Genomic DNA, 22,555 nt, shown 5'->3' with positions numbered 1-22,555 from the left:
AGTTCTATGTCATGCCGCAGCCCGTGGCCATGGGTCAGGCCGGGAGGGCCTGGATCGTGGCGCGGCACGCGCCGCAAGGGTCCGGGTTCCCCGTCCCGGGATCGCCCAAGTCGGCATTCCGTCGGGGACGAAGTTCCCGGCGCAGGCTAAGCAGGCTAAGAATGAAACCCTCCACCGCGCAGCCACGTTGAGCCGAGGGGAGCCTGTTCCCCACTGAACAGGTGAGAGGGTTCATGGCCGCAACCGGTATCAGCGAACGGGTGGATGTCAGCCCTGCCGAGCACGGGCATGCGGCTCCGACCTCCTTCTGGGCCCTGACCCTTGGCACCATCGGGGTGGTCTACGGCGACATCGGCACCAGCCCGCTCTACGCCCTCAAGGAAAGCCTCGCCGCCGCCACGGGGCATGCCGGCTCGGGCGTCCTCACTCGCGAGATGGTGCTCGGGGTGGTCTCTCTGATCCTGTGGACGCTGATCATCATCGTGACGATCAAGTACGTGGTCTTTGTCCTGAGAGCTGACAACAATGGCGAGGGCGGCACCCTCTCGCTCGTGACGCTCGCCCAGCGCGCTCTCGGCCACAGCACCGGGATCACCATCGTTCTCGGCATGGTCGGAGCCTCCCTGTTCTACGGCGACACGATTATCACCCCTGCCATCTCGGTCCTTTCCGCAGTCGAAGGTCTCAAGCTGGTCACGCCGGCCTTCGATCCCTATGTGGTACCGATCAGCCTCGCGATCCTGATCGCATTGTTTGCCGTCCAGCGGTTCGGCACGGCCAGCGTGGCCACCTGGTTCGGCCCGATCACGGCCTTCTGGTTCCTGGTCATGGCCGTGGGTGGCCTGATGCACATCCGGGACGATCTCAGCATCCTTGCCGCCATCAACCCGGTGCATGGTCTCAGCTTCCTGGTGAACCACGGCACGGCCGGTCTCCTTGCCCTGGGCGCGGTGTTCCTCTCCGTGACCGGGGCGGAGGCGCTCTATGCCGACATGGGCCACTTCGGACGCTCGCCCATCCGCACCGCCTGGGTCGGCCTCGTCCTGCCGGCGCTCGCGCTCAACTATCTTGGCCAAGGCGCCATGCTGCTGGCGCACCCGGAGGGGCTGGAGAACCCGTTTTTCCTGCTCTACCCCTCCTGGGCGTTGCTGCCGATGGTGATCCTCGCCACGGTCGCCACCATCATCGCCAGCCAGGCGGTCATCACCGGCGCGTTCTCGATCTCGGAGCAGGCGATGAACCTAGGGGTACTGCCGCGTTTCCGTGTCATGCGCACCTCCGAGACGGAAAAGGGCCAGATCTACGTTCCCACCATCAACTGGCTCCTGCTCACGGCGGTGGTTCTGGTCGTCGTCCTGTTCGAGTCATCGAGCGCCCTGGCCGCAGCTTATGGACTTGCTGTGACCGGCGACATGGTCATCACCTCATCCCTGCTGTTCATTGTGGCCTGGAAGTTCTGGCGCTGGTCGCCAGCTGTTGCCGGGCTGATGATTGCGCCGTTCCTCGCCATTGAGCTCGTCTTTCTGGGTGCCAACGCGCTCAAGATCCCACACGGTGGCTGGTTCCCGCTGCTGGTCGGGACGGGGCTGTTCATCCTGATGCGGACCTGGCGCAAAGGCACACGCCTGCTGGCCGAGATCTCGCACCGGGGGCGTCCACCCCTGCCCGAGTTCATGCGCACGGCCGAAAGCAGCTCGGTGCCGCGGGTGCCCGGCACGGCCATCTTCCCGACCGGCAACGCCCAGGATGTGCCGGCTGCCCTGCTGCACAACATGAAGCACAACAAGGTTCTGCATGACCACAACATCATTCTGACGGTGGTCACCGAGGAGATCCCGCGTCGTCCGGATGAGGGCCGCGTCACGGTGGAGAAGCTCTCGGAGCGGTTTTCGCGGGTGACGGTGCGGTTCGGCTTTATGGAGAGCCCCAATCTCCCGAAGGCTCTCCGGGCGGCGGGGCTCGATCTCGACAATGCGTCGTTCTTCCTGTCTCGGCGGGCGCTGCAAGCGTCGGCGCAGGCGGGACTGCCGCTGTGGCAGGACTACATCTTCATTCCGATGGCGCGCTCCGCGAGCGACATTTCGGACCAGTTCTGCATCCCGGAGGACCGGGCGGTCGAGGTGGGCTCGCGGATCACGATCTGACCGATGAAGGAACGAACCAAGTCGGCAGGGCGCAGCCCCGAGCAAGACTCCGGTCGTGCGCCTGCCCGTCCGACCGCACGGGGCGGATCACAGGTAGAGCAGCCTGGAAAAGAGCCACAGGATGGAGCAGAGGATCGAGAGCCCGGCCGTCCATAGCCCGATCCCGTGCCAGTACCTGAAATCCCAGTCCCGCTGGTAGAGCCTGTTACCTGCATCATGAGCGCGGGCATCCGCCAGGGCTGCCTCGAACCTCTTCCATGCCTGCCTCGCATGCACACGAGCGACGACGGACAACCCGCCGGAGAGGATTGCTCCGTTCCACATCAGGTTCTGCAAATCCTTGATCGCCACGTCGCAACCTCGAGAGGCAAGCCTGAGCTCGCGGCCCTCCTGATAACGCAGGCGGGCGCCGGAAAGTCCCCGGGAGCGCCGAATGCCCCGCGGTAGCGAGCACGGTTATGGCCCAGTCGACGGCGTCAACATGTCGGCCGTTCCGAGAAGTGGATCAGATGAGGCCCCCTTGCGTGGAAGGACGAGGGTATCCTGAAGGTCGTTCCGAAGTGGAAACCCTCGATGACGTTGTTCCTGATGCGGCGTCCGTTGATGGGGCACGCTTCGGCACGTCGTGCATCACTATCCGTGGCCGAGCCACCGCTCCGCTGCCCGGCGGCCTGCATCCCGGAGCGCCAGCAGGAAGGTCCAATCCAGGTTGAGCGCACTGGCCTCGCCCAAGGCCGGATACTCAGCCTCCGCCGAGAGGTGATGGAGCCGCAGCTTTTGCAGCTTGCGGGCCAGGCGGGATCCTTGGTCGTGGGGACCGGCAAGTTCCTTCATGGCGGCCAAGGCGTCCATGTCTCGCGCCAGCGAGCTGGCGAACGTGATCTGCTCGATGCGCTTGCGGATCTCCGACGCCGACGTTGGCATCTCGGCCCCGACCGAGGGCATGATCTGCACCACCAGTGCATCTGTCGCCCGTGAAGCGGAGACGAGCGGGAGCAAGGGCGGGTTGGCGGAGTACCCGCCGTCCCAGTATGCCTCGCCGTCGATAGACACCGCATGGTGCAGGACCGGCAGGCAGGTCGAGGCGAGGATCACGTCGAGTGTGACGGCCTTCTCTCGAAAGACCCGCAGGCGCCCGTCGCGCACCCGCGTCGTGGCGACCAGCAACTTGAGTTTCGATTGCTGCAGGGCCTCGAAGTCGACCTCCTCGGCCAGAAGCGTCTTCAGCGGATGCAGGTTGAACGGGTTGAACTGGTACGGCGAGAGATGGCGGACAGCAACTTCGACGGCGAGACCGGCGTGGGCTCTGGGGGCTGCCTCGCTGGCGCGCTTCCAAAAGCGTTCGAGGGACTCCTTCGCCGCCTCGGGGCCGCCCTGCGCCAGCCCTGAGGCGAGCAGAACGGCGTTGACGGCACCGGCGCTGGCGCCGCTCACGGCATCGAAGGTGATGGTCTCGTCCTCCAGCAGGCGGTCGAGCACGCCCCAAGTGAAGGCCCCGAACGATCCGCCGCCCTGCAGAGCCAGAGAGATCCGCCTCTTCTTCGCAGCAGCCCGGCTTCGGGATTGGAGGCGAAGCGGAGAATGATCCTCGACTTCATGGTGGAGAGGGAAGAAGGCAAGGTAATCGTCGGGCGCGAACTTCATGGAACCTCGTTGTGCGGTGCACCATGCCGGTGCCGGGCATCAACGGGGGTGCACCGTGACCGTTCCGAAAACCCGGTGCAGGGCAGGTCTGTCCTCGCGGAAGCCCTTGCCCTGCACCCATTCGGAATGAGCAGTTCGCAGGCACATTCCGATGTTCCGCATCGTCCCTGATCACACTTCCTGCATCGCTGGCCATCGAGTGCCGTCGGTGGAGGCAACCCGACGGCTCGTCTTCAGCCTTGCACTGCCCGCGTGGTCACGGCCCGTCCTGGCCGAGGCCGCAGGGTCATGACTGCCGACGGTGCTGGCTTGGTCAATGCCCGGTCATGGCGTGTGGGGCGGCCACGGGCTTGGACTCAGGCGAGCCACGTTCGCGCAGGTAGATGCCGAGCACCAGCAGCACGGCGATGGACAGGAACTCGCTCTGCCAGTTCTGGAAGCTCTCGTACCAGAACTGCGGATCTGCGAGTGTCTCGATCATAGTCTGTGAGGGCTGATGATGCTGAACTGCCTCCTCGTTGATCCGGCGCGCGCTCCCCGCCAGGTGCAGCCAGAAGGAGGCGAGAAACAGCCCAACCAGGGCGATGCTGAGTGAGTGTGAGTAGAGCTTCAGCAGCAGGCCGCCGCGGTGAACCGGACCCGGTGCATCCGGCTCGCGGCGCCTCGTTGCCGGGGCTTCATCCTCGGGGTTGTCCTCATCGGGCTTCTTGGACTCGGGCGAGCCCTTCTGGAACAGGAACACCGTCAGAAGCACGTACGTCGCCATCTGGAGGAATTCGCTTTCCCAGTTCTCAAAGGTCGCCGAGATGAAGTGACCGCTGGTCAGATAGGTGAGAAACCCGATCTCGGGCAGCCCATGCAGGCGGAGCTCCTCGGCATCGGCCTTCCAGCCTGTCAGGGCTTGGCCGATGAAGGAGATCAGGAAGAGGGCAAACAAGGTGAGCGACAGCCCATTGTTACGCACGAACTGCCGCATTCGCCTGACCTCACGCTCCTAACTGCTACGTTTCGGCAACGCGGAACAGGAATGTTGGTTTCCGGAGGGCCATGCCCCCTCATCCAAGGCCATCGCAAGGGCGCGGTTCTGTGCGCTGGAGATCCCGTAGCGGCGGCTTGCCTGTTGAAGCATGGCAGCGATCCCGGGCTGGCCCTGCCGCTCCAGCTCGGCGGCGAGCAATGCCAGTTCGGAAGCGAGAACCTTTTCTTTGCGGGCGAACTCCTCCAAGGCTTGCTTGGGGGACGGACCATCCGGCTCCGCGTCGGCGGAATTCCCTATCTCGAACCTCCCGGAGCAAGTTGGGCAATGGTGACCTGGGACGACCATACCGGCCGCAGCAGGGGCTCGGCAACAATGACGCCGATGAAGGCGAAGGCGGCCACAATGAGAGCGATGCAGCCGCAACGTGCAAACCAATCCTTAGGGGCTATCATGAACCCTCCAAGCCAAGAATCACGCACGATAGGCAACGAACAGACCGAAGACCAGTTTCCAGCAGATCAGGGCTTGGACCTCAAAGGCGGGAGGCAGCCTGCCCTGTGAATCAGCATCGAATGACCACCCGCGAGCCGACTGCCGTTAAATGCATTACTTTGCTGGCGAACTCAGAGCGTCGGTGGGGTCATCATCGGCGCCGATGGTGACCCCACCGAATTTCCACTTTGTGTCGCTAAACCAAGGCTTTGTACCTCCCGCACAAGGGGTCAACCTTCGGTGCGGCTTCGCACACTCACGGTGGGAATGAGGGCAACGTTCTGAATGGGAGCATTGATCAGCCGCGAGAAGATTGCTCTTGCTTCTTCGCCGGCAGCCTCCGCTTCGACATAATCGAAGCTGCCCTGACTCCATGTCTCGACCGCAGATCTGAATGCATCGACTGCCGGTGCGCAGCCGACGGCGAACGAGGCTGTGTTCATGTAAATGGTGCGGCCGAGTCTTGGAAACAGAGTTTCGATGTCGTGCTGCCGCATTACCTCACCTCAGGTCGGGAGATCGCAGGCTGAAGATAACATACGAATTTTGGTTTCTGAGCAGCCACAGCCCGTGTGAGCTGACTAAAACGGATGGAGAGGGACAAGGCTTAGGAACTCCTAAGCCTTCGGGCGTGCCGCTAAAGCGGGAAAGAAGGTCCGCTCATCCCGGCGATGCAGAAGTACGGCTAAGGTCAGCCCCGGTAGAGTCGAGGATGGGCGCGGTAGCTTGGGCCATGCGGCAACGCCCCGTTTCCCATCCCCGCTCATCGAACCGGACGTGCGGCGCTACCGCATCCGGCTCTCCGACCGGCTTCATCGCAAGGCCCACGGCGGGGCCGTTCGGGGCAAGCGCTCCAGAGCCAGCACACCGCGTTCACCATGGATCACGTCGAAGGTGAACTGTCGGTTGCCGCGCCCATGCACCTTATGCCGTCGGGCGAGGAAGGCGCGCACGCGCTCCGTGACGTACTGGTCCATCCCACGGAAGGCCGGCCGACATGTCCCATAGGCGAAGTCGTTCGACCAGCCGCGCAGGGACCTGTTCAGCCTATCGCGCACTTCTTCCCATGGTTCAGTGTGGCCGGGCGTCAGCCAGTTGGCGACCTTCGCCTTGAGCCGGTGCACGCTCTTCTTGGACGGGCTTGCGCCCAGATACCGCCGGCCGTTCGCTTTGTAGTAGTGAGGCCCGAACGAGTAGCCGAGGAAGTCGAAGCGCTCCTGGCGGGCATCCTTCAGCGAGGTCTTGCCCTCGTTGAGGCTCAGTCCCAGCCTTGTCATCACGGCCTTTGTCCACGTCAGTGCCTCGACCGCACGACCGCGGCTGAGGATGACGAAGTAGAGTAGGCGGCTAGCGAGTTGCCATCGCCGGCACTTTTCCAACCGCCCCTCCCCGAACCGGGCGTGCGGTAGAGTAGGGATGAAGCGCCTTGCCTCGTTGCTGAGGCAGGTTTCTCCATCCCTCTCTCCAAACCGGACATAAGTCTTTCGGTCTTATCCGGCTTTCCAGTGTCTCATGCTCTTCAGAGTAGACGGCCATCACTGTTTCGGCTGTTGCCATTTCGGCTACCTCCCAGCTATTGCCGTCGAGACACCTGCGGTCCTTCGCCATGTGAACGGCTTTCCCGTCCTCGGAGTACTACGGTGGCTCCGTCGCCCTGCGCCTCGCGGCGCGGCGGGCGATCCCATATTCCCTTGATGCTGGACGTCTCGAGCGCGACGTAGGTGCCTCGTCTGTCTCCTTGAATGGGGTTATTCCCCATCGCCCATCGCATGGAAGGTTCGAGCGACGACGACTTTATCGCTCTATCGCGATGGCCTCGACCTCAGACGCTGTGTCGAGGGATGTACATTTGCATCACTGGAGGCTGAGGTTCGAGCAATGCGGCTCTCACCTTATCGCGCGGGCCTTGCAGACCATGGCCGTAAGCGTCTTCGGACCATGTCTGCTTTATCGGCATGCTACTGTCCCCTTTGGCTTTCGCCGCCAGGTAAGCCGTTGGCCCAAGGGTCATTTCTTCCAAACCCCTCCTTTCTGGAAAAGGGATCCAGCGCCAGGTGATATGGCGCACGCCGTCGATGTAACCCCAATTGCATCCTTGGCCTCGGCTCGCGTCTGGAAGACGGTGCCAGCGAGAAGCAGGTAGTGCGCACAGGTTTCGGCAAGATCTCCACCAAACAGCCCAGCAGGGAGCGTGGAGCGCGACCAGGAGATTTAGATCAAGGCCCTTGAACCGCATGTTTCCCTTGGATCCATAACGTGGATAGCTGCCATCGAAACAATCGATTTTACCACTCTTGCGGAATGCTGCATTAGGACAGTGTCACTTGCCCGAACTCAAGGACGTCGGCGGCAGCATTTACGTACGGCGCAGGAAGGGCAGGAAGCAGTGAGAGAGCCCATCAGCTCTGGAATGCGGCGCTACCAAGGTTATATCAGACCGCATGGCTAGCACCACGATCGCTGGCGACAACGTCTGACGTGCACCAATCGCGCCGCCTCGACCGTGTGATGCGTCCCTTAGATAACCGCAGGAAAGAGGAGGTCCTCACATGCGCTCTCAGGTGCGGTGGAAACTGTGTTGGGAAAATGAGCTGCAGCTCTCCGACCATATCGAACTCGCCGACTTCTTTCGAAAGACGTACGGTCCGACTGGGGCGTTTAATGCAAAACCTTTCGAAGGCAGCCGAAGCTGGGCCGGAGCGAGGCCGGAGCTCCGTGTAATCGGCTATGACTCGAGCGGTGTAGCCGCTCATATTGGAGCGCTGCGCCGCTTCATCAAGGTTGGCGCGGTCGACCTATTAGTGGCCGAACTAGGGTTGTACGGGGTACGTCCGGATCTTGAGGGGCTCGGAATCAGCCATTCGATCCGAGTCATGTATCCAGTCCTGCATCAGCTTGGCGCTCCATTCGCTTTCGGCGCGGTTCGGCACGCGCTGCGGAACCATGTTGAGAGGTTCTGCCGAAACGGTCTAGCGACCATCATTTCGGAGGTTCGCGTGCGGTCTACCCTCCCAGACGTGTATCTCGAGCTGCCCCCCACGCGCGTCGAGGACGTACTCGCTGTGGTCTTACCGATCGGACGGCCGATAACGGATTGGCCGACCGGTACTATCATTGAGCGGAACGGGCCGGAGCTATGAAGCACCTCAATCTCTCATCCGAAGTGCGCAGTGAGTGCGCTGATGGCACCACAACTCGCAACGTTTATCTGACGTTTGACGATGGCCCTAATCCGCATTGCACACCCGGAGTCCTCGATGTGCTGGCGGAACACCGGGTGCCGGCGACTTTCTTCGTCATCGGCGCGTACGCACTAGATCAGCCGCAACTAATCCGACGAATGATTACAGAAGGGCACGAGGTCGCTAACCACACGATGACCCATCCGGATCTGTCCAATTGTGGCCCCAGCGAAGTACGACGTGAAATACTTGAGGCAAATAGGGTCGTCAGAATGACGTGCCCCCAGGCCTCGCTGCGGCACATGCGCGCGCCGTTTGGGATCTGGACCGACGAAGTGCTCACTGTATCAGCGAGCGCTGGATTAACGGCCCTCCACTGGTCGGTAGACCCGCGAGACTGGTCCCGCCCCGGTGAGGACGCAATTGTCGATGAGGTGCTCGCCTCCGTCCGGCCAGGCGCAATTGTGCTTTTACACGACGGCTGCCCTCCCGGCGAGTTGAGACCAGGCACTGACGCTGGTCTGCGCGACCAGACCGTCACAGCACTGTGCCGCATGATTCCATCATTGCATGAGCGCGGATTTGTAATCCGCTCGCTTCCTCGACATCACTGAGACAAGCAACATCCCATGAGTCTGCTCGATATCGCCAGCACAGCCGCCATCGCATCATATGCCCTGCTCTCGACTGCTTATAAAGGCATGCAGACCGTTTATGCTCTGCCGACAAACGTGTCATTGCGGTCGGAAGAGCTGGTCGGCTCCGACCTTCTGCCGAGCGTGGATGTCATCGTCCCGTGCTTTAACGAGGACCCGCGCACGCTCTCGGAGTGCCTGGCTTCCATTGCACAGCAAGAATACGCTGGAACACTGCGGGTCTATGTGGTTGATGACGGTTCTGGAAATCGCGACGCCGTCTCACCTGTACACGCCACCTATGCGCGTGATCCGAGATTCAACTTCATACTGCTCCGCGAGAATATTGGAAAGCGCAAGGCGCAGATTTCCGCGATACGCCGCTCCTCTGGAGATTTGGTGCTCAACGTTGACTCGGACACGACAATTTCGTCCGATGTTATCACCAAGCTTGCTCGGAAGATGAACAATCCAATGATCGGCGCGGCCATGGGCCAGTTGACGGCGAGCAACCGGAGCGACACTTGGTTGACCCGGTTGATCGACATGGAGTACTGGCTGGCTTGCAATGAGGAGCGCGCGGCGCAGGCTCGTTTCGGGGCCGTTATGTGCTGCTGCGGCCCATGTGCTATGTACCGCCGTTCCGCGCTCCTTCTGCTGCTTGATCAGTACGAGACGCAACTGTTCCGGGGAAGGCCGAGTGACTTCGGTGAGGATCGCCATCTCACGATCCTCATGCTGAAAGCAGGCTTCCGAACCGAGTACGTCCCGGACGCCATCGCGGCAACAGTTGTTCCGGACAAGCTGGACTCATATCTGCGCCAGCAACTCCGCTGGGCACGGAGCACTTTCCGGGACACGTTGCTTGCGCTGCGTCTGCTGCCGGGCCTCAATCACTATCTCACGTTGGACGTGATCGGCCAGAATCTTGGCCCGCTCTTACTCGCTCTGTCGGTGCTAACGGCGATCGCGCAGCTCGCCCTGACAGCCACAGTGCCTTGGTGGACAGGCCTGGTAGTTGCAGCCATGACCATCACTCGCTGCAGCGTGGCAGCGTTTCGGTCTCACCAACTGCGATTTGTCGGCTTTTCTCTGCACACACTCATCAACCTCTTTCTCTTACTCCCCGTCAAAGCCTATGCGTTGTGCACGTTGAGCAATAGCGATTGGCTGTCGCGCGGTTCTGTGGCCGATGTACCCAACACGGGTGGGAAACAAGCCGCATTCGAAGCCCGATCACTGGATCAGGCACCACAGGACCGTCAGCCATGCGACGGCGTTTCGCAGGCTCGTTCGCACGCGGAGTCTTCCCCGCTCGCGACGTCTGACAGCATTTGCAGCGCCGAGTGAACGTCACGAAACCTAGGTGGATGGCTTTGACGCAGGACAGGAAGTATCAGTTGTTGAATCGCGAACTGGCCGCCGACGATCCGTGGCGGCTCGATAGCAATCCGTTCGAGCAGGAGCGTCACACGCATATGCTACGGCTGTCGCTCTCCGAAGGTACTATCGCGAATGCACTCGAAGTCGGGTGCGCGGCCGGCGCATTCACGGAACAGTTAGCGCCCCACTGTCGACGTCTCACCGTGATCGATGTCGTGCCGCATGCGATTACTCGAACGCGCCAACGGCTGAAGGAGCCGCCGCACATTAACTGGATAGTCTCTGACGTTCTACAGTTCTCGACTGACGAGATTTTCGATCTGATCGTCGTCGCGGAAGTTCTGTACTACGTCGGGGGCATAGCCGAGATGCGCGGGGCGATCCGCAACTTGGTGCGAGTGCTTGCGCCAGGGGGGTATCTGATTCTCGGTTCGGGGCGCGATGCCACTTGCCAGCGCTGGGGTCACACTGCTGGTGCCGAGACGGTCATCGCCATGCTGAGCGAAATGTTAGTCGAGGTCGAGCGCCTGCAGTGCCACGGCGAGTCGGTCAACGAAGACTGCGTGATCGCCCGCTTTTGGAGTCCGGTTCGGCTCCCGGGGGCATCGAATTGACGACCTTAGACATAGGAGACACTATGCGCATTTGTGGCATCAACCTGACACATGACGGGGCAGTCGCCCTTGTCGAGGATGGACGGCTCGTCTTTTGCGTTGAGCAGGAGAAGCGGGACAACAATCTGCGATATCAAAACATCGACAATCTCGACGCAATTGTCGCCGCTTTGGCGGAGCACGGTCTGACTGTGCGGGATGTTGATCAATTTGTTATCAACGGCTGGGACGGTGAAGCCGAGTCGAAGTTTCAGGTCCTCAGTGGGGTGGCTCCCGTCACTCTGAAAGGTGCGCCTTATGTTGAGCGACATCCCGAGGGCCTTCTCGCTTCGCTCGACGGCTCCGGCCTGATGCTCGATGGCCGGCTTTTTCCTTATAAAAGCTATCCGCACGTGTCGGGCCATGTGGCCTCCGCATACTGCACCAGCCCCTTTGCCAAGGCGGACGAACCCGCGTTCTGCTTGGTGTGGGACGGTTGCATCTTTCCGCGCCTCTACTATGTAGAACGCAACGGCGCCCGGTTTCTTGAATACCTGTTCCCCGTCATAGGTCACGCTTATGCCGCCGCGGGCCATCACTTCGGACCCTATAAGCAGGCGAGCCGCGCCAGCTGGGATCTCGGTGTCGCCGGCAAGCAGATGGCCTATATCGCCCTGGGATCGATTAACGAAGACATCGTGGCGGTGTTTCAGGCTCTCTACGAGGAGCGCTTTGCGGACGACTCGGAATTTGCCTGTCGCTACCGTGCGGACATCAACAGCGCGGAGTCCTCGCTTGAGGCTGTGCATGACTTCTTCGACGCCAGCGCGCTCCGCTTGAAGGCTAAGGCACCGGAAGATGTGCTTGCATCGTTACATTCTTTCCTCGAGCGGCTCCTCGTCCAGAAAATGGCAATGGCTTTGCAGCGACATTCGAATTTACCCAGACCGCGGAATTTATGTGTAACCGGCGGCTGTGGTCTCAATATCAAATGGAACAGTGCACTACGTGCAACCGGCCTGTTCGATGCTGTCTGGGTACCGCCCTTTCCTAATGACAGCGGCTCGGCAATCGGCGCCGCTTGCTGCGCAATGGCGGCGCACAAAGGCTTCATGCCGCTGGAATGGTCGGTCTACAGTGGCCCGGCCCTGCATGGTGGCCATCTGCCGCCCGAATGGGAGGCTGCGCCATGCAGTATGCGAGAACTTGCTACCATCCTCGCCAGCAACAGGCCGGTGGTTTTCCTCACCGGGCGCGCCGAGCTCGGACCACGGGCATTGGGTGGTAGAAGTATTCTCGCGGCTGCGACATCGCCGGCAATGAAGGATCATCTCAACAGCGTCAAGCTTCGAGAATACTTCCGGCCAGTGGCGCCGATATGCCTTGAGGACCGCGCGCCGGACATATTCAGCCCTGGAACGCCGGATCCTTACATGTTGTTCGACCACCAGACACGGCCGGAGTGGCGGGACAGAATCCCCGCTGTTGTACATCTCGACGGATCTGCACGATTGCAAACCATTTCCAGAACCTCTCAGCACAAAGTCGCTGAACTTCTCGTCGAATATGAAGAGCTCACGGGCATTCCGCTGCTTTGCAATACGAGCGCTAACCACCATGGACGTGGGTTCTTCCCGGATGCCGCTGCGGCGGGCCAGTGGGGACGCGTTGAACACATATGGAGCGACGGCCGGCTGTTCACCAAAACGCCTGCAAGTGAGCGATCGGCGGTCAATGGCAGCCTTACCACTAAGATGAGCGCATGCCCACGGTAGCATCGCCCTTGCCGGCGTAAGGAAGTAGTACGGCGACAGGATCGTTGTTGACGGGCTGTCGCTCACCCTCGCGCTGGGAGAGTGCTTCAGCCTGCTGGGGCCGAACGGGGCGGGCAAAGAAGCGGATCATTCGCAAGCCATGTATGGGCAAATTGATGTCTAGAGGTTTTGATGCTCTGTCAGACAGCTACTGCATCGACGAGGCGCGGCTCGCACTCAGCAGGTGCAGACAGCCGAGACTTAAGCTTTGATTTTGCCAAGGGCACACTCATTATTTTGGTCATCGTCGGGCATCTACTACAATATATTATCTACCGAGATAACCAATTTTGGTATTCAGTATATTTCAAGTCGATCTACATGTTTCACATGCCTCTCTTTATGGCGATAAGCGGATATCTCTGTTCGGGTACCCTCCTCCGAAAATCGTTCACTCGCAGCATCACTGACCGTGCGAAACAATTGTTGCTTCCAATGCTGTTTTGGTGCACGTTTATAGAGACCGCTAAGTTGGCCGTATTTTCGCCTGTGAGCAGTGCAACGGCGGGACTGATAGATTTGTCGAAGGAATTCATTGGCACTTACTGGTTCTTGTGGGCAACATTCGTATCGTTCCTAGTCATTAAGGTTCTTACGATGTGCAATCGTTTATCGAATTGGATCATATGCATGTCTGCAATCGGCGTCGCATGCATGCCCGTGACATTTTCGATAGCACCCTTGATAAGATACACCTACCTGTTCTTCTGTTTGGGGTTCTTGCTCGCCCAGTCGCGCGAACGGTGGACGAGTATCATCCTACGCCACAAACCTCCGTTGTTGGTCTTACTGGCTATAATAGCTTCCGTATGCTTCCTTTCTTGGGGAAAGGAGACTTATGTCTACAACAACCTTGTTGTGATTCACGATGCAGAGTCAGCTAAACAAGTATTGCTGATGTTCGCTGGCTCTATAGCGACCTCGGCAGTCGCGATGGAATGTGTCGTCCGATGCTGGAGATTGGGCTGTGCAAGTCGAATAACTCGCTTTATCGCGGTGGAGTTGGGTCAGAGCACGCTGCTGCTCTACCTGCTCCAGGGCACCGTCTTCCGTCTCATGGATTTTATCTCGTTCGGAGAAAGCTGGGATCTTACGACCAGAATCGCCGTCGCGAGTATGCTTGGCGTGGCGATTGTTGTCATCGCGACATCAGTCCGCTGGATTGTACGCGACCTAGAATACATATCCCGGTTTGTTCTTGGAGCACCACCACGCTCCGGTCTGCTCAAAGCTCAATCCTTACCTATGGACTCGTAGTGGTCATAGAAGGCCCAGCGGAGCAGGCGTCAAGCAGGCCCTAGCGCGTGGAGGGAAGATCAATGGCGAACTTTCGGCTTGCGGATAAGCGTGTCTGGGTTGCTGGGCATCGTGGAATGGTAGGATCTGCCGTCGTGCGAGCCCTGGCAGGGAGAGATGTGGAAATTCTCACGGTCGATCGAGCCGAGGTGGATTTGCGCCGCCAGAGGGAGGTTGAGGATTGGGTAGGGCGGAAACGTCCACAAGCTGTGATCCTGGCTGCCGCAAAGGTCGGTGGCATCTCGGCTAATGCGACATATCCAGCTGACTTTATCTACGACAACCTAGCAATCGAAACAAACATTATCCACGCTGCCCATATTGGCAACGTCGAGAAACTGCTATTCCTCGGTTCGACCTGTGCCTATCCCAAGTTTGCGGAGCAGCCCATTAGGGAGGATGCGCTCCTTACAGGAGCGCTAGAGCCCACCAATGAGTGGTATGCCGTTGCCAAGATCGCTGGGCTCAAGCTTGCAGAGGCACATCGTGTCCAGCACGGCCATGATTTCATTTCGGCCATGCCAACCAATCTATATGGCCCCAACGATAACTTCGATCTCGCGAACGGCCATGTCCTGCCAGCGTTAATGCGCCGCATTCATAAGGCCAAGATGGCGGGAGCCTCAGCCGTAACGATCTGGGGTACGGGCCAGCCGCGACGTGAGTTTCTACACGTGGACGATCTTGCGGACGCTGCGGTTTTTCTAATGAACAACTACTCCCACCGTCAACACGTCAACGTGGGCACCGGAACCGACATCAGTATCCTTGAACTGGCCGAGGCCATTGCCGAGGTGGTTGGGTACCGAGGTCGCTTTGACCTCGACAAGTCGAAGCCGGACGGTACTCCCCGCAAGGTGACCGATATCAGTCGCCTGCGCACGCTTGGCTGGCAGCCGAAGGTCAAGCTTCGTGAAGGGCTTCAGCAAACCTATACATGGTTTCTTAACAATTTAGGGGCGCTCCGTGTCCGGTAGAGGAAATTGGGACGGGAGCTCACCATCAGGTGACAAGGGTCCCAACTTTCCGTGTCAAGGACCCGTAGACGTGGCAGGCTAGGAAGCCCGAGGAGAGCGTGTATGATATCACCGAGTGCTTACATCGTCCCGGTCATTATGTGCGGGGGATCAGGCTCGAGGCTTTGGCCCGCGTCGCGCACGAGCATGCCCAAGCAATTCATCAAGCTGCTGGGAGACCTGTCGACCTTCCAGGCAGCAGCCCTGCGCGTGAGTGCACCAGGCGTATTCCTCCGGCCGATCATCCTGGCCGGCAACGATGTTCGGTTCATCGTCGCCGACCAGTTAGCCGAGATCGGCGTCGAGGCGCACATTGTACTTGAACCCGTGAGGCGTGATTCCGCGGCTGCAGTTGCTGCTGCCGCTTGTTATGCTGCTGAGCGATATCCAGATGCTGTTGTAGTGACGTTGCCGGCCGACCACGTCATTGAGGACCAGTTTGGGTTTGTGCAAGCGTGCCAAAAGGCAGGTGAAGTTGCCCGAACGGGTGCAATCATGACGATTGGGATTCGCCCGACTCATCCGGCAACCAGCTACGGCTACATCAAGGCGGGCACGTGTATTCAAGGCACCGATGCCTTTCGTCTTGACCGCTTTGTCGAAAAGCCGGATGCGGAGACTGCCGTGACCTACCTTAACGAAGGATATCTTTGGAACAGCGGTTACATTGCCTTCCAACCCGATGCGATGCTGGCAGAACTCGAAACATACGAGCCTGACATTGTTGAGGCTGCCCGTGCGGCCCTCGCGAGAGCAAAGACTGACCTCGACTTTGTGCGGCTCGACATGGGGGCTTTCCAGCAAGCGCCAAAGACGTCAATCGATTATGCTGTTATGGAACGGACATCCAAAGCAGGTGTACTGCCGGTTGCGTTCGCTTGGTCCGATGTTGGTAACTGGGATCTCCTGTGGCAGGCCGCCAAGAAGGACGTGGATGGGAATGTGCTCCGAGGCCGCGTTGAAATACTCGAGGCCAGCAACAGCGTCGTCCATAGCGAAGGGATGTTGACTGCGGTCGTTGGTCTGGACGACGTGGTGGTCATCGCTCAGCAAGATGCGGTGCTGGTGGCCTCCAGAGAGAAGTCCGAGCAGGTCAAGGACCTTGTTGCCCTGCTTCGAACCAAGAAGCAGCCGGAAGCGGACAACCACATCCGCATGTATCGCCCGTGGGGCTGGTATCAACGCATTGATTTTGGACCGCGCTTTCAAGTAAAGCGCATCTACGTCAAACCCGGCGGATGCTTATCGTTGCAGAAGCATTACCACCGGGCTGAACACTGGATCGTCGTGAAGGGAACCGCCGAGGTAACTGTCGACGAAAAGGTGCTGGTTCTGCATGAGAACGCGGCGGCTCAGATTCCGATTGGCTCAGTGCACCGGCTTGCCAATCCGGGCCGGATTCCGCTGGAAATCATCGAAGTGCAAGTGGGTAGCTACACCGGGGAGGACGACATCGTACGGCTTGAGGACTCGTATGGCCGCTGAGTTTGTTGGCGATTCTCCCTTGGTGCCTCGCTAGCCGTTGCGTCTGTGGGCGGAGGGCGGCGTGTTCAAGGGCAGGCATTTTGATCAATCGGTGATCCTGCTCGGCGTGTGGTGGTATCTCGCCTACAATCTCAGCCTTCGAGCGTGAGAGGGGATGATGGCCGAGCGAGGCATCTCGGTCGACCATACCACAGTTCACCGCTGGACTGTGCATTACGCACCGCTCCTGCTGGAGCGGGTCAACTGGCACAAGCGGCCTGCACGGGCAAATGGCATATGAATGAGACGTATTGGAAGGTCCGTAGGCGGTGGATGTCCCTGTATCGTGCCATCGACAGCACCGGCGACACGGTCGAGTTCTGGTTCAGTCCGTGGCGCAATCTGGCTCCAGCCAAGCGCTTTGGTGCCGTCTGGGATGTGGTGGACTTTTGAGAGGGTGGCGTAGTCTCCGGGTGTTGCAACCCACACACCGGAATCCGGGGGTGGAACGCCGCGGTCCAGCGGGAGACCACGCCATGACGGACCTTATCAGCAAGTCACATTCTGTGCATCCAACCGGGCAGCCTGAAGCCCGGCTTTTCGACAACTGGATCGACCCGATCGAAACCGGAGTGCGCGAGCGGGTCCGCGACTGGGTCGAGGCCCTCATCAAGGCCAAACTGAATGCCGCCCTCGGCCGCCCCGCTATGGGGCCGTGCGGCGGGCGACGAGCCCGCGGTCTGCGCGGGGCTATCGCCATGGCCGCCCGTCACGCACGCTCACCGGCACCTTCGGCGCAACCGAGGATCGCCGTGCCACGGGCCCGCCTGCATACCGAGGATGGCCGCACCAGGAGGAGTGCAATCCTTCGGGCTTATCAGCGCCGCACCCAAGCCGCCGATACCCTGCCGCATCCGCTGATCCGTCGGGCACCAACACCCGGGTGGGTGCGCCGGGCGCTGGCCGCCTTTCTCGGTGGAGCCGTCGGTAAGGACACGGTCAGCCGGGTCCGAGGGCAGCACCGTTTGGGTCTTGATCCGCCGCTTGAACTCCTCGTGCAGCCGCTCGATCGCATTGGTGGTCCGGGCCGACTTCCACTGCGAGGGCGGCAGCCTCGTGAACGCAAACAGCGCCTCGCCCGCCTCCTCCAGGCTGTTGGCTACTGCCGGGTGACGCAGCCGCCACTTGCGGAGAAAGGCTTGGCGGCGCTCCTCAATCTCCTCGGCTGTCGGCGCATAGATCATGTCGGTGTAATCGGCCGTGATCTCGTCATAAAGACGCTTGGGCGCATGGGCGAGCAGGTTGCGGAGCTTGTGCACGGTGCAGCGCTGAAGGGGAACGCCCTCCCACACCGCCGCCAAAGCCTGCTCCAGCCCCGCACCGCCTGGGACCGATGGACCGGCAGGTTGTCCCAGATCAGGAACACCTTGCCGCGGGCATCCTCGATCAGCCGCCCAAGAAAGCGGATCAAGCTCGGGGTGGTCTTGCTCCGCTTTTGATACTGCTGGCGAACGGGCGCGGATTTTCAATCCGCCTGTGGCGGGAGAAACAGGGCGCCCTATGATCGACCGTGGAGGGGAGCGGCCGATGTGAATGTGGTGGTCCCAACCCCGATGGCGAACATGGTCCACGGGCTGCTGCGCACTTGAGAGTGGTGACGCCCAGGCGATCCCGGTTAGGAATGTGATGATCTCGCACAGCCCCGCCCTCCGTTGATGTCTCGAGGAGGAGCCTGCCATGACGCGCAAGTCGCCATCCCGCCTGCAGCGGGATCTCGCCCCGGTCCACCCCCATGCGGCCGCCGTTGATATCGGCGCCCGGATGCATGTGGCGGCCGTCTTGCTCCGCTGTGATCCCGAGCCGGTGCGCACCTTCGGCACATTCACGGGCGACCTGCAGCGCCTCGCCGACTGGTTTGAGCAATGCAGGGTCGCCACGGTGGCCCTGGAGTCGACCGGGGTCTCCTGGATCCCGCTCTACGAGATCCTCACCCAGCGCGGCTTTGCCGTGGTGGTGGTCAATGCCCGCGAGGTCAAGCAGGTGCCGGGCCGCAAGACGGACGTGTGCGACGCCCAGTGGCTGCAGCGTCTGCATGAGTACGGGCTTCTGCGGGCCAGCTTCCACCCGCAAGGCGAGATCGCCACGCTGCGCTCTTATCTGCGCCAGCGCGAGCGCCTCCTGGAAGCCGCCGCCGCCCACATCCAGCCCATGCAGAAGGCGCTGATCCAGATGAACCTGCAGCTCCAGCACGTGGTGGCTGACATCACTGGCCAGACGGGGCTGCGCATCATCCGGGCCCTTGTCGCCGGCGAGCGCGATCCCGACCGCCTGGCCGCCTTGCGCGACGGGCGCTGCAAGACCCCGCTTGCGACTCTGCGCGCCGCGCTGGTCGGCAACGATCGGGAGGAGCACGTCTTCGCCCTGGCCCAGGCGCTGGAGCTGTATGAGATCTACCAGACCAAGGTGGCCGCCTGCGACGAGCGCATTGCGGCCGTACTGGAGCGCCTGCAAGCCCAGAACCCGCCTCCGGCGGCGGCGCTGCCGCTGCCCCGTCGCGCGCAGCCGCAGGCCAATGAGCCGGCCGTACCGGTGCGCGCGGCCCTGCATGCGATCCTCGGGGTCGACCTGACCCAGATCGATGGGATTGGACCCGACCTGGCGCTCAAGCTGGTCAGCGAGTGCGGCACGGATCTCGCGGCCTGGCCGAGCGCCCAGCACTTCACCTCCTGGCTCGGCCTCGCGCCGCACAACAAGATCTCCGGGGGCAAGGTGCTGTCGAGCCGCACGCGCCGCTCCGGCAGCCGGGTCGCGGCGCTGTTGCGGCTGGCCGCGGGCGCGGTCGGGCGCACCCAGACGGCGCTGGGCGCCTTCTACCGGCGGCTCGCCGCGCGGGTGGGCAAGGCCAAGGCGATCACCGCGACGGCGCGCAAGATCGCGGTGCTGGTCTACAACACGCTGAGCCACGGCATGACCTATGCCGATCCCGGGGCGTCCTACTACGAGGAACGCTACCGGCAGCGGGTGCTGAGCAATCTCCGCCGCCGCGCCAAGTCACTCGGCTATGTCCTGGAAAAGGCAGAGCCCGCCTCAACCGCAGTAGTTGTTTCTTAGGAATTCATCATGCTGGGATGGGAGCCATCATGAGCTTGGTAAAGGCGGATTGCCGGGTTCGTGCGAGCGGCGTGCCCGCAAACCAAGCCCCGAGTCGGATGAGGTTCATGGCGGCTGCCGTCAGCACGTGTTGAAGGTGCGTTTTGGCGAGACCGATATAGCGCGAGCGCCGCAGATGCATGACCCGGACGCCTGCCGAAATCGTTCCCTCGATGCCAGCGCGCCGTCGATACTCTTTTGAGAAGGCAAGCTGCCCCTCGCGCTGGCGAGCCGCCTCCAGCGTCTCGTGTTCCTCGCGTGGTCGTAGCGTGAGCAGTCGCCGCCCGCTTCGGGTACACTGTGTCTTCAGGGGACAAGGTCGACAATCTGTTGTCGAGAAACGAACCTTGAAGGCGGTCCGTCCCTGATGGTCGTCGGGACTCCAGCTCTTGCTCTGATGCCCGGCCGGGCAGGTCGCCACTTCCCGCTCCCAATCGAGGCGGAAGTCCTGCACCGTGAAGCCCTCGCCTGAACGGGCCTGCCATTGATCATCCTTGGGAGCCGGGCCTAACAGCGCGACACCCTTCCTCCGGCTGGCGACAAGCTGGTCGGCCGCAACATAACCGGCATCGGCCAGATGAGTACCGGGCAGCAGGCCCTTGGCTTCGAGCGCTGCATGGATGTCTTCGAGCGCGTCGCGATCAACGACAGGTGCCGGCGTAGTCTCCACATGCGTGATCAGGTGTGGTCCGCCCTCATCGCACGTCTCGGTCAGATGCACCTTGTAGCCGATCCAGATCGTGGACTGCTTCCTGGCGTAGTGCACCTCCGGATCGTAGGGCGAGGCGAGCATCAACAGCGAGGGTGGAAATCCCTCCTGTTCGGTCCGCCATCGCACCAGGGGAGTGGCCTTAGATCCGGCGGCCGGGACATCGCCAATGATGGAGAAATTCTGGAGCCAGGCCTGCCGCAGCAACTCAACGGCCGGGATCTGACGCAGCCATATCGGAGCGCCAGGAGCCATGATGGCCGCAAGCAACTGATGACCATCGCGGCCGATCTGCTCGGCATGAGCACGCCGCTTCGTCTCGCCTTGCGGCACGTCATGATCGCCAGCCCGCCGGTCATATCGCTCCAGCCAAGCAGGATCCGCCTCAGCGCGCAGCCACTCGGGGGCCGCTATCGCCAAGGCATTCAGGGCCGCGCGCAGGGTTTCGGTCACGCATTCGAGACGGTTCAGGGAACGGACGGTTCCGAGCACATGGGTCGAGTCGGTGCGCTGCCGGCCCCGGGCACTGAGCAGCTTCAGGTCACGGCACAGCGCCAACAGCGTGTCGAGCAGATGCTCCTCCGCGCCGCCGGCCACGAGACGGCCGCGGAACTCGCTCAGAACCGAAGCGTCGAAGCCAGGGTCGGTCAGCTCCAGGCCGAGCAGATACTTCCAGTCGATGCGACCGCGGACCGCATCGGCCGCGCGCCGGTCGGGCAGGTTCTCGGCGAACTGGAGCAGGGTCACCAGCGCCAGCCGCCACGGGCATTCCGCCGGTTGCCCGCAAGGGGCGAAGAGGGGTGCGAACTGGGCGTCGGTAAAAATCGTCCCGAGGTGGTCACGCAAGCGCAGATAGGGATTGCCACGGGGAAAGGCCGCACGGGCAACGGTTGCGGTTGACGCTGGGACATTCCCACTCAAAGTCGGGCGGAGCGACATGAGAACCCTCCAGGTCTGAACCCAAGCCCCCTACAGCCTGAACGCCGAGCCTGCCTCAATCGCTCCACCCCGTTCGCCAGCAGTATCTTAAGCGAAGCAAGACCAGTTCAATATCTGCCGCCGCTTTGCCGAGCAGGGCTTGGCCGGACTGGCCAGCGGGCCGCGCGGCCCGGCCCCCGGCACCGGGCGATTTCTCCAGGCCGAGCAGGAAGCAGAGGTCCGTGCTCTGATCAGCCGGCACACGCCCGATGACCTCGGTCTACCCTTTGCCCTATGGAGCCGGGCAGCGGTGCGGGAGCTCATCGAGCAGCACTGTGGGGTCCGGCTGGCGGTGCGCACGATGAGCACCTACCTGGCGCGCTGGGGCTTCACGGCCCAGAAGCCGCTCCGGCGCGCCTATGAGCAGTCGCCGAAGGCGGTGCGGCGCTGGCTGCGGCGGGAGTATCCAGCCCTTGTGGCACGAGCCAGAGGTGAAAAGGGTGTCATCTTCTGGGGCGATGAGACCGGCGTGCGCTCCGATGATGTGCGCGGCCGCAGCTTCGCTCCCAGAGGCCGAACGCCTGTCGTGCGCCCCAGCCACAGGCGCGCGCGGCTGGGCCTGATCTCGGCTGTGACCAACAAGGGCGAGTTGCGCTGGATGGTGCTCGAGGGCGCCGTCACGGCCCCGAGCTTGATCCGCTTTCTTGGGCGGCTGATCGAGGATGCCCGCGGCAAGGTGTTCCTGATCTGGGACAACCTGCCGGTCCATCGGTCCCAGGCGGTGCGGGGCTGGTTGGCCAAACGCACGGAGCAGATCGAGGTTTACCACCTGCCCTCCTATAGCCCTGAGTTGAACCCGGACGAGGGACTGAATGCTGACCTGAAGCACGCCGTGACGCGGAAACCGCCGGCCCGCAGCAAGCCCGACCTCAAGCGCGCTGTCATCAGTCACATGCGCCGGCTCGCCAAGTTGCCCGACCGGATCCGCAGCTACTTCAGGCATCCATCTTTCCGTTATGCCGCGTAGTTCAAGATCACCCAAGCCGGATCAATAAGTCACCTAACCCGGTTAATTCACGGCGCCCCATCTGAGATTGGCTGTACGAGCCTTACTGGTAAAGTTGACCGGATTTCAG

At 61.5% G+C, this 22,555-nt stretch carries 19 protein-coding genes and 2 pseudogenes; 12 read left to right on the top strand and 9 right to left on the bottom strand.

Annotation, left to right across the window (positions count from 1 at the left end; translation table 11 throughout):
* The first annotated feature begins 233 nt into the window (after positions 1-233).
* On the top strand, positions 234-2,144 hold the full coding sequence (locus ACD578_RS29970; protein WP_404294600.1) for a potassium transporter Kup: 1,911 nt from the start codon (positions 234-236) through the stop codon (positions 2,142-2,144).
* A gap of 87 nt (positions 2,145-2,231) precedes the next feature.
* On the opposite strand, the gene ACD578_RS29965 is transcribed toward ACD578_RS29970, so the two are convergent.
* From ACD578_RS29965 to ACD578_RS29935, 7 genes are all read right to left on the bottom strand, one after another.
* Positions 2,232-2,495: a hypothetical protein gene (locus ACD578_RS29965; protein WP_404294599.1), complete on the bottom strand. Its 264-nt coding sequence runs from the start codon at positions 2,493-2,495 to the stop codon at positions 2,232-2,234.
* Positions 2,496-2,777: 282 nt separating this feature from the next.
* On the bottom strand, positions 2,778-3,788 hold the full coding sequence (locus ACD578_RS29960) for a patatin-like phospholipase family protein (protein WP_404294597.1): 1,011 nt from the start codon (positions 3,786-3,788) through the stop codon (positions 2,778-2,780).
* Between the two features lie 313 nt (positions 3,789-4,101).
* Complete coding sequence (locus tag ACD578_RS29955) at positions 4,102-4,764, bottom strand: DUF6766 family protein (protein ID WP_404294595.1); 663 nt, start codon at positions 4,762-4,764, stop codon at positions 4,102-4,104.
* 18 nt (positions 4,765-4,782) lie between these two features.
* A complete protein-coding gene (locus tag ACD578_RS29950; RefSeq protein WP_404294594.1) occupies positions 4,783-5,013 on the bottom strand; it encodes a hypothetical protein in 231 nt (76 codons plus the stop codon).
* A gap of 47 nt (positions 5,014-5,060) precedes the next feature.
* Positions 5,061-5,219: a hypothetical protein gene (locus ACD578_RS29945; RefSeq protein ID WP_404294592.1), complete on the bottom strand. Its 159-nt coding sequence runs from the start codon at positions 5,217-5,219 to the stop codon at positions 5,061-5,063.
* A 270-nt stretch (positions 5,220-5,489) separates the two neighbouring features.
* The gene (locus ACD578_RS29940; protein ID WP_404294591.1) at positions 5,490-5,756 is read right to left on the bottom strand and encodes a hypothetical protein; all 267 of its coding nucleotides are present in this window, start codon (positions 5,754-5,756) and stop codon (positions 5,490-5,492) included.
* Between the two features lie 315 nt (positions 5,757-6,071).
* The gene (locus ACD578_RS29935; RefSeq protein ID WP_404295555.1) at positions 6,072-6,536 is read right to left on the bottom strand and encodes a group II intron maturase-specific domain-containing protein; all 465 of its coding nucleotides are present in this window, start codon (positions 6,534-6,536) and stop codon (positions 6,072-6,074) included.
* 1,272 nt (positions 6,537-7,808) lie between these two features.
* On the opposite strand from ACD578_RS29935, the gene ACD578_RS29930 reads away from it, so the two are divergent.
* From ACD578_RS29930 to ACD578_RS29890, 9 genes and pseudogenes are all read left to right on the top strand, one after another.
* Entirely contained in the window at positions 7,809-8,399 is a 591-nt protein-coding gene (locus ACD578_RS29930) for a NodA family N-acyltransferase (protein ID WP_404294590.1), read from the top strand.
* Positions 8,396-9,055 (top strand): chitooligosaccharide deacetylase NodB, encoded by a 660-nt coding sequence (gene nodB / locus ACD578_RS29925; RefSeq protein ID WP_404294589.1) that lies wholly within the window; start codon positions 8,396-8,398, stop codon positions 9,053-9,055. The genes ACD578_RS29930 and nodB overlap by 4 nt, the downstream gene beginning before the upstream one ends.
* 15 nt (positions 9,056-9,070) lie before the next feature.
* Positions 9,071-10,426 (top strand): chitooligosaccharide synthase NodC, encoded by a 1,356-nt coding sequence (nodC, locus tag ACD578_RS29920; protein ID WP_404294588.1) that lies wholly within the window; start codon positions 9,071-9,073, stop codon positions 10,424-10,426.
* Positions 10,427-10,446: 20 nt separating this feature from the next.
* Positions 10,447-11,073, top strand: coding sequence for a nodulation methyltransferase NodS (gene nodS / locus ACD578_RS29915; RefSeq protein ID WP_404294586.1), 627 nt, complete (start codon positions 10,447-10,449; stop codon positions 11,071-11,073).
* 23 nt (positions 11,074-11,096) lie between these two features.
* Positions 11,097-12,827, top strand: a complete 1,731-nt coding sequence (gene nodU / locus ACD578_RS29910; protein ID WP_404294584.1) for a nodulation protein NodU — start codon at positions 11,097-11,099, stop codon at positions 12,825-12,827.
* A 171-nt stretch (positions 12,828-12,998) separates the two neighbouring features.
* Positions 12,999-14,123, top strand: a complete 1,125-nt coding sequence (nolL, locus tag ACD578_RS29905; protein ID WP_404294583.1) for a nodulation factor fucose acetyltransferase NolL — start codon at positions 12,999-13,001, stop codon at positions 14,121-14,123.
* A 62-nt stretch (positions 14,124-14,185) separates the two neighbouring features.
* Positions 14,186-15,139 carry a GDP-L-fucose synthase family protein gene (locus ACD578_RS29900; protein WP_404294581.1) on the top strand — a complete coding sequence of 318 codons (954 nt, stop codon included), beginning with the start codon at positions 14,186-14,188 and terminating at the stop codon, positions 15,137-15,139.
* 102 nt (positions 15,140-15,241) lie between these two features.
* Positions 15,242-16,663 carry a mannose-1-phosphate guanylyltransferase/mannose-6-phosphate isomerase gene (locus ACD578_RS29895; RefSeq protein ID WP_404294579.1) on the top strand — a complete coding sequence of 474 codons (1,422 nt, stop codon included), beginning with the start codon at positions 15,242-15,244 and terminating at the stop codon, positions 16,661-16,663.
* A 61-nt stretch (positions 16,664-16,724) separates the two neighbouring features.
* Positions 16,725-17,065: pseudogene (locus ACD578_RS29890) on the top strand (IS6 family transposase); the annotation flags it as partial.
* Between the two features lie 587 nt (positions 17,066-17,652).
* On the opposite strand, the pseudogene ACD578_RS29885 reads toward ACD578_RS29890, so the two are convergent.
* Positions 17,653-18,027, bottom strand: a pseudogene (locus tag ACD578_RS29885) (transposase); the annotation flags it as partial.
* A 352-nt stretch (positions 18,028-18,379) separates the two neighbouring features.
* Here ACD578_RS29885 and ACD578_RS29880 point away from each other — a divergent pair.
* Positions 18,380-19,753, top strand: coding sequence for an IS110 family transposase (locus ACD578_RS29880; protein ID WP_404294566.1), 1,374 nt, complete (start codon positions 18,380-18,382; stop codon positions 19,751-19,753).
* 7 nt (positions 19,754-19,760) lie between these two features.
* Here ACD578_RS29880 and ACD578_RS29875 read toward each other — a convergent pair whose 3' ends face one another.
* Positions 19,761-21,440, bottom strand: a complete 1,680-nt coding sequence (locus ACD578_RS29875; protein WP_404294577.1) for an IS1182 family transposase — start codon at positions 21,438-21,440, stop codon at positions 19,761-19,763.
* A 112-nt stretch (positions 21,441-21,552) separates the two neighbouring features.
* Here ACD578_RS29875 and ACD578_RS29870 point away from each other — a divergent pair, with 112 nt between their 5' ends.
* Positions 21,553-22,446, top strand: a complete 894-nt coding sequence (locus ACD578_RS29870) for an IS630 family transposase (RefSeq protein WP_404295552.1) — start codon at positions 21,553-21,555, stop codon at positions 22,444-22,446.
* Positions 22,447-22,555: the final 109 nt, after the last annotated feature.

It is taken from the genome of Microvirga sp. RSM25, from assembly GCF_044784385.1.
GTDB lineage: Bacteria > Pseudomonadota > Alphaproteobacteria > Rhizobiales > Beijerinckiaceae > Microvirga > Microvirga tunisiensis.
The sequence above is the reverse complement of the archived record's forward strand: the minus strand, read 5'-3'. Positions and strand labels throughout refer to the sequence as shown.